Origin of the sequence: Planktotalea sp. (assembly GCF_049680325.1) — a bacterium.
Lineage (GTDB): Bacteria > Pseudomonadota > Alphaproteobacteria > Rhodobacterales > Rhodobacteraceae > Planktotalea.
On record NZ_JBAUHO010000056.1, the window covers coordinates 1 to 7,157 of the forward strand.

At 53.6% G+C, this 7,157-nt stretch carries 7 protein-coding genes; 2 read left to right on the plus strand and 5 right to left on the minus strand.

The features are described from left to right. From WBC85_RS02330 to WBC85_RS02350, 5 genes are all read right to left on the minus strand, one after another. On the minus strand, nucleotides 1–1,304 hold a 1,304-nt coding region (locus tag WBC85_RS02330), incomplete at its 3' end, for an AAA family ATPase (protein WP_424433068.1). Between the two features lie 52 nt (nucleotides 1,305–1,356). After that, a complete protein-coding gene (locus WBC85_RS02335; RefSeq protein WP_424433069.1) occupies nucleotides 1,357–1,992 on the minus strand; it encodes an acyl-homoserine-lactone synthase in 636 nt (211 codons plus the stop codon). An 89-nt stretch (nucleotides 1,993–2,081) separates the two neighbouring features. Beyond that, entirely contained in the window at nucleotides 2,082–2,810 is a 729-nt protein-coding gene (locus WBC85_RS02340) for a helix-turn-helix transcriptional regulator (protein ID WP_424433070.1), read from the minus strand. Nucleotides 2,811–3,171: 361 nt separating this feature from the next. Then, nucleotides 3,172–4,455, minus strand: coding sequence for a crotonyl-CoA carboxylase/reductase (ccrA, locus tag WBC85_RS02345; RefSeq protein ID WP_424433071.1), 1,284 nt, complete (start codon nucleotides 4,453–4,455; stop codon nucleotides 3,172–3,174). Nucleotides 4,456–4,602: 147 nt separating this feature from the next. Beyond that, nucleotides 4,603–5,964: a 1-acyl-sn-glycerol-3-phosphate acyltransferase gene (locus WBC85_RS02350; RefSeq protein ID WP_424433072.1), complete on the minus strand. Its 1,362-nt coding sequence runs from the start codon at nucleotides 5,962–5,964 to the stop codon at nucleotides 4,603–4,605. Nucleotides 5,965–6,035: 71 nt separating this feature from the next. Between WBC85_RS02350 and WBC85_RS02355 the strand changes: the two genes are divergently transcribed. Continuing rightward, nucleotides 6,036–6,635, plus strand: coding sequence for a GNAT family N-acetyltransferase (locus tag WBC85_RS02355; RefSeq protein WP_424433073.1), 600 nt, complete (start codon nucleotides 6,036–6,038; stop codon nucleotides 6,633–6,635). 94 nt (nucleotides 6,636–6,729) lie between these two features. Next, a partial coding sequence (locus WBC85_RS02360) for a methylmalonyl-CoA mutase family protein (RefSeq protein WP_424433074.1) occupies nucleotides 6,730–7,157 on the plus strand: 428 nt, incomplete at its 3' end.

Consider the following 7,157-nt stretch of genomic DNA (forward strand, 5'->3'; position numbering starts at 1 on the left):
GTATCCCACTGGCTACCCTGCGCCTTGTGAATTGTCACCGCCGCGCCATGCAGAAAGGTAGCCCCCATGCGTGCAGCAAAGGGAATGAAGGGTTCTTCCTCGTCCGGCTTTTCAATCTTAACGATAGAAGCTGCGGACACTTGTGGATCTTCAGCACCCATCACATGCAAGCGGGAAAACCCCGGCTTGCGCCCCATTCCCAGGTAGATTACCTGCGCGCCCTTGATGAGACCTCGCGCCTCCAAATCCAGCCGCTTTTTGCGGTGCTTGAGCGGTAGTTCAATCCCGTCGCAGATCAGCGGCTCCCCTTCAAGAAGTGCATCTTCTGGGGCCCCGTGAACGGAGCGGAATGCATTTATCAAACGAATACGCGTCGCATTGCGCCACACCAGAACGGGCGAGCGCGCCATAAGATCGACCTCGACCCTTTGGCCCCAAACCACCCGGTCATCTTTTTGGGCCGCCTCTTCGATCATCTTCTCGAAGTCCTGAAACTGTAGGACCGGATCGGCAAGGGCGTGGGCCAGATCAAGGATCGGGTTATCGGCTTCCTGACGGTGGATGCGACTTAGCTCCAGCTTACGTGGCCCGGTCAAGCCATCAAAAACCATCGCGCCGGATTGGTTAACAGGGGCAAGCTGCGCAGGATCACCGAACAAGACAAGCGTCGGGAAGATCTCTTTTAGATCATTGAACTGCTTATCATCGAGCATCGAGGATTCATCGACGAATCCGATGTCGAGCGGGTCTTCGCGCCGCTTCCAACCAGTGATGAAGTCTGAGCCGCGCAGGCCCGCAGTCGCCAATGCACCGGGAATGGATTTGTTGCCCTGGTAGAACTCGAACGCGCGATCCAGCGCGATATCTGTAAGCCCTTCGATGCTGGGCCGCTCGCCGTTTCCTGCAAGCCACTCTGCGACCTTCTCATACTCTGGGTCATAGACTGGCGTGTATAGAATTCGGTGAATTGTCGTCGCGGGCACCCCGCGCATGCGCAATACCGAGGCTGCTTTGTTTGTCGGTGCTAGAATGGCAAGCGTTCGGCGATCTTTCTTTTTACGGCTCTCAAAGTCACCGGAAACAATCTCGACGCCAGCTTCTTCAAGGGCTTTATAAAGCTCGGCCAAAAGCAGAGTCTTGCCTGATCCCGCCTTACCGATCAGCGCCATAACGCTTTGCTCTTTGCTGCGCGGCGGCATCAAAAGGGAGTCTTCAAGATCGATGCCTGCTTGGCGCAGCATTTCCGTCACCGCGTCAAAGGCGGAGGCTTGATCGTCAGAAAGGGTAACCGAAGGGAGAGACATTGGCCGCAGATTAACTGCGCCCCTTTCGGAGTGCCAGCACTGGTTTGCTCCTTTACACGGTTTGCGACAGTTTCTGTATGCCCGATGTGAATGAACGTTCGAACCAAAGCCGTGAAAGCGAAGGTGTGATGCCTGCCTTTCGGGCGACGCGGGCGCGGGCGTCATCGCTAAATGACCACAGGCCGACACTGATTTTGTCACGCCCTGCCCCGACGCTGCCCAATACCTCGGGACTTGCGCCGATCATTCTGTAAATCCGCACCATGCGGGCATCGAACACGCCGACGAAATGCTTAACACCAAAGTTTTCCATGACCTCGCCGCCTGCAAGCATCAGGGCTGCCGCCGTGCGAGCTTCGGCAGTTCTAGATAGACAAAAGCGCGTGCATTCCCAGATCAATGGGCTTCTTACTTCTCCGCCGCCAAGGATGTCCGCAAAATGCTCATTCACCATGGTGCGTCCTGTGCTTGGCAACAAACGCATTGAACCACCGTGGGTGCCATCGGGTTTTTGATATAGCACATAAAGCGGGTTCAGCGCGTCGTATTCATCGCGCTCATACCCACGTTCGTCCACGCTGACGTCCCAGCCTAGCCGCGTTTTAAATTGATCGGCTCGGTCCAAGAACATGGATTCTTCGAGAGTGCCCAGTCGATCCAATTGATCCGCATACAGATATCTAATCATCGCGCGCATTCCCCTTCTGTGTGAAGGCAAAGACTGACGATGGTTAATAAAGTGCTGGTAAATAGAGCGTTCGCTTTGGCCGCAAAAGGTTAAACGACGATTAATCCACGGCTCATTGCGCGAGCGACGGCATGGGTTGTGTTGATCGCCCCAAGCTTGAATCGGGCGGATTCAATGTAAACCCGCAGGGTATGTTCGGAAATATCCATAGTATCCGCCGCCTGAGCGCGATTGAGCCCCATGGCAAGAAACGTCATCGCATCCGTTTCTCGCGGTGAAAGCGCGCGCCCAGCATCCGGCACGCGGTTCGGTTCAAACTCCAGCGCTTTTTGGTTGAAAAAATGAGCCAGCAATATCAACTGTCTACGGTATTTTTTTGTAAAGTTATCCCATTCTTCATCAGAGCAGCGGTGCGATGCTGTGAACAGCGCATATTGTCCGTTCGGGCCCCTTATCGGGATCGAAAACCCTTGATTGCCAACACCAAATTCGATGGCTTCGCGCTGAAAACTACGCGCCGCTTTTGATGACCAGTCCAATCGCTTCCAATCAACGGGATGGAACCGTTGATAACATCCCAAGATAACCGGATCGATGCGAAGGTATTCCTGCTCAATGTAGCGGGTGACCCATTCGGGTGAATAGGTACCGCACCCATATTGTTCGCCCTGGCTATTTACCCAATGATAAACGAAGTGGTCGATCTTGCAGGCATCGCGAAGGTTGACGATCGCCCCCTGTAGGTCCTCAAGCCCGGAAGCGCGTTCCAGCTCGGCGAGGGTGCGGTCCACGTCCGCGAGGTACAGGGTTTGAGCCAACGAGAGGCCTTTCAATCAATGCTTCAAGCTCAGCGCTAGCTGTGCGGTGGGTAACATCCAATTGCGCCGCTAGAGCAGGAAGCCCATTTTCTGACGCGAAAGTTTTTAGATCCGTAAGAACGTCCAGGAGCCATATATTTTTCAATTTGAGTCTCGCTTGCAGTAGTTAACGAAAGGTTAACACAACCATAGCACGAGTTGATTAATTTCAGGTATTCACGAAAAACAACTCCCCAGAAATAGGGATGCGCAAGAAAGTAACGCTCTGAAATTGTTAAGAGCCGTTCGCTCAATAGAAAACGCCCGCGAACACAAATGTGATTCGCGGGCGCAATGTTTCGTATTTCGAAACAATCCAAAGTTAATTCGCGTCGAGAACGTCCTCAAGCGTGCGCAGACCGGTCTTCGGTGCCTGAACCAGAACGGACATATTGCCCGGCTTATGCTCGTTACGCAGCATCTTCATGTGCGCAGCAGGCAGATCGTTCCACTCGAACACTTCGGACATGCACGGATCAAGACGACGCTCCAGCATCAGTTTATTGGCCGCAGATGCCTGCTTGAGGTGGGCAAAGTGGCTACCTTGAAGACGCTTTTGGTGCATCCACATGTAGCGCACGTCGAACGTCAGGTTAAAGCCGGTTGTGCCGGCACAGATCACAACCATGCCGCCTTTTTTCACGACGAAGGTGGACACAGGGAAGGTCGCTTCGCCTGGGTGTTCGAACACCATATCGACGTTGTTGCCTTTGCCTGTGATATCCCAGATCGCCTTGCCGAACTTGCGCGCTTCTTTGAACCACTCCGCATATTCGGGCGTGTTCACCTTAGGCAATTGCCCCCAGCAGTTAAAATCCTTGCGGTTTAGAACGCCTTTGGCACCAAGGCCCATGACGAAATCACGCTTGTCTTCATCCGAAATCACACCGATCGCGTTGGCACCTGCGGTGTTGATTAGCTGGATCGCGTAAGAGCCAAGGCCACCAGACGCGCCCCAAACCAGAACGTTTTGTCCGGGCTTCAGATCATGTGGCTCATGACCAAACAGCATGCGGTAAGCCGTTGCGAGCGTCAGCGTGTAGCAAGCGCTTTCTTCCCAAGTCAGATGCTTTGGACGCGGCATTAGCTGCTGAGCCTGCACGTTAGTGAACTGGGCAAAAGAGCCATCGGGTGTTTCATAGCCCCAGATGCGCTGGGATGGGGAATACATCGGATCGCCGCCGTTGCATTCTTCATCATCGCCATCATCCTGGTTGCAGTGGATCACAACTTCGTCGCCGACTTTCCAGCGCTTCACCTTGTCACCCACGGCCCAAACGATGCCGGACGCATCGGAACCCGCAATGTGATAGGGTTGTTTGTGGCCATCAAATGGAGAAATCGGTAGGCCCAATGCCGCCCAAACGCCGTTGTAGTTCACACCAGCTGCCATCACGAGAACAAGAACCTCATGGCTATCAAGTACAGGAACATCTACGACTTCCTGCTGCATAGCCGTGTCAGGCTCACCATGGCGTTCCTGGCGGATCGCCCATGAGTACATTTTCTTTGGGACATATCCCATGGGTGGGATTTCACCCATTTCGTAGAGGTCTTTTTCAGGCGCGTCATACGCGAAAGTTCCGGTTTCTGTGTCCAGAGCCATGTTGGCCTCCTGCTTTTAATTGCGCTGCAACGCAGAATCGTTGCTTCCACTTAGGAAGTAGACAGGCCTACGCAACAATGCAACATCCGAAAGTCATTTTTTGTAATTTTATAACCCAGCAATTGCAGCATTCATGCTGCGTCCGCATCATTTAGCTACGAGATGGGCAATTGAATTGGCGTAATAACTTAGCGCCGCGCGCTGATCTTCGTCGACGATGACCCGATCATCCGCAACCCTCAGGATACGCCGCTCACACAGATGCTTGAGCGCGATTTCTGCGGCATAGCCAATGTCATCACGTGGAAGGTGAACATAGGCGCTGCCCATGTGATCGAGCTGTGCTTGCATCAATGAAGGCAAATCACCCTTTGCTGCATTCGAATGCGCGAGCATAACAATGGCCAATAATGGAACGGGAACGACTGGCACGACCTCTGCAATTCTCCCCATGAGTTCTGAGGCGAGATCTTCTGCGTCCGGCGCACCGCCATGTGCCAAAACATGCGAGCGCAATGACACCGGATGTCCAAAGCTGACCGCTGCGTAGCCGAAACGATGAAAGCGGCCCAGAATTCGCAACCACAACTGTTTGAAAACGAAGCCAGCGACTACGGAAATCCGCGCGCTAAACCGGCGTGTCCCAGCGGCATCCGCTGCCATCAATATCCGATCTTCCAAAACGCGGTCATAATTCAGCGCGACAGGAACAAACAGAACGTCGCGCCCGTCTTCTTCATACCCGTCAGTAATATACTTCAGCAGGCCCAGCTTAGGCGGCGCTAGTTTACCATCCAGCGAAAGCCCGCCCTCGGGGAACATTGCCTGCGTTACACCAGCTTGGGTCGCCAGATGCACATAGCGCGCCAGGACACGGCGATAGAGATCACCGCGCGACCTACGCCTGATGAAATACGCGCCCATCGCCTTGATTAATCGGCTCAGCGGCCAAACGCGGGCCCATTCGCCAACGGCGTATGCAAGCGCGGAACGCTCCGCAGCCAGGTACGTGACAAGCACATAGTCCATGTTTGAACGGTGGTTCATAACGAAGATAACGGTTGCGTCCTTATCCAATCCGCTAAGCCCTTCATCATCGTGATAGCCAAGACGCACACGATACAGCGCATTGCTCAAAACGCGCGCTATTCGGATTGCGAAGCCGAAATAGGCCGTGGCACTGAATGATGGAACAATCTCACGTGCGTAACTGCGGGCTTTTTCAAAGGCGACGTTCTCAGGCACGCCATTCTTTTTGGCATAGTCCGCGATTGCGTGACTGACCTCTGGATCATAGATCAATCGTTGAATCATGTCATAGCGCCGTGCAAGTTTGAACGGCTCGATCGGGCGTTCCAAGCGTTCGTTAACACGCTTTACGACGCGCTCCATACGGCGACGGAAGAACCAACGCACGGATGGAAAAAGAAAATGAGATGCAAAAGTAACCACTGCAAAAAGCAGGATTAACGCAAAGAGCCATATAGGAAGTTCTATTGTTCGCAACATAAAGCGACACTTGCAGCAAGGCGGCAAAGGGTAAATATATTTCTTACCTAGCAAGTAAGGAATACGCAAAGTTGTCAGCCATTCGCATCACCCGTGGCTTTAACGAAAATGAACGTGATTTGATCGCCGCGCTTTATTGGGAAGCGTTTGGTGCCAAACTATCGTTCGGCCTTGGACCTGATATCAAGGCGAGGGCCTTTCTTGCGCGCGTTGCCGAGCCCGCTTTTTCACTTTGCGCACGAAGCGAGGATGGAGCTTTGCTTGGGGTTGCAGGTTTCAAAACAAGCGAAGGATCTTTGGTAGGCGGCGACTTGAGCGATCTGCGTGCGATCTATGGAATTTTTGGATCACTTTGGCGCGCAACGCTTTTGTCATTGCTTGAACGTGACTTGGAAGCGTCCTCCTTATTAATGGACGGGATTTTCGTCACCGAAGCAGCACGCGGCATGGGTGTTGGCACCGCCCTGCTACGGGCGATCATCCAAGAGGCCCACGCACAAGGCTGTGCGGACGTGCGCCTTGATGTCATTGACACCAACCCGCGTGCGCGCGCGCTTTATGAGCGCGAAGGCTTCGCGCCCGGCAAAATCCAAACGTTGGGTCCGCTTAAATGTGTCTTCGGGTTTTCCAGCGCGACTGAGATGCGATTTACGCTGCAATCGCATCCATAAATGCCGCAACGCGGCGAATTGACAGTTGCGTAAAATTCCACATATACATTTCCAAACGTAATTTAATTACTCAATCTGATTCATGAGGCGCGCTATGTCCGACACTCAAACTGCCGTGAAAACAGATCGCCCATGGCTTATCCGAACCTACGCGGGTCACTCGACGGCTAAAGCATCCAACGCGCTTTATCGTGGCAATTTGGCCAAAGGTCAGACTGGCCTTTCTGTTGCTTTCGATCTGCCGACACAGACAGGCTACGACAGCGATCATGTCCTTGCGCGCGGTGAAGTCGGCAAAGTGGGTGTGCCTGTTTGTCATCTGGGCGACATGCGCACGCTGTTCGATCAGATCCCTCTAGAGGACATGAATACGTCCATGACAATCAACGCGACCGCGCCTTGGTTGCTTGCGCTCTACGTCGCCGCTGCCGAGGAACAAGGTGCGGACGTTTCCAAGCTGCAAGGCACGGTGCAGAACGATTTAATCAAAGAGTACCTCTCGCGTGGCACATATATCTGCCC